This is a genomic window from Syntrophorhabdaceae bacterium, assembly GCA_028713955.1.
Taxonomy (GTDB): domain Bacteria; phylum Desulfobacterota; class Syntrophorhabdia; order Syntrophorhabdales; family Syntrophorhabdaceae; genus UBA5609.
The window spans coordinates 1-210 of sequence record JAQTNJ010000006.1 but is presented as its reverse complement, the minus strand read 5'-3'; the positions used below and the strand labels follow the sequence as shown (position 1 = coordinate 210).

The following is a 210-nucleotide window of genomic DNA, read 5'->3' as shown; positions in this document are numbered from 1 at the left end:
GGCAGTAATCAACCAGTACCGCTACGATCCCTTCGGGAACATCATTAATCAATCGGAGACCATCCCCCAGCCCTTCACCTTCGTAGGGCAATACGGCGTCATGACGGAACCCAACGGGTTCTACTACATGAGAGCACGATACTACGATCCCCAGGTGGGGAGGTTCATAAGTGAAGACCCCATAGGATTTGATGGAGGGGATGTGAACCT

The 210-nt window shown here is 52.4% G+C and carries 1 protein-coding gene; it reads left to right on the top strand.

Annotated features, from left to right (window positions below; all coding sequences use genetic code 11):
- On the top strand, positions 1-210 hold a 210-nt coding region (locus tag PHU49_01205), incomplete at both ends, for an RHS repeat-associated core domain-containing protein (protein MDD5242608.1).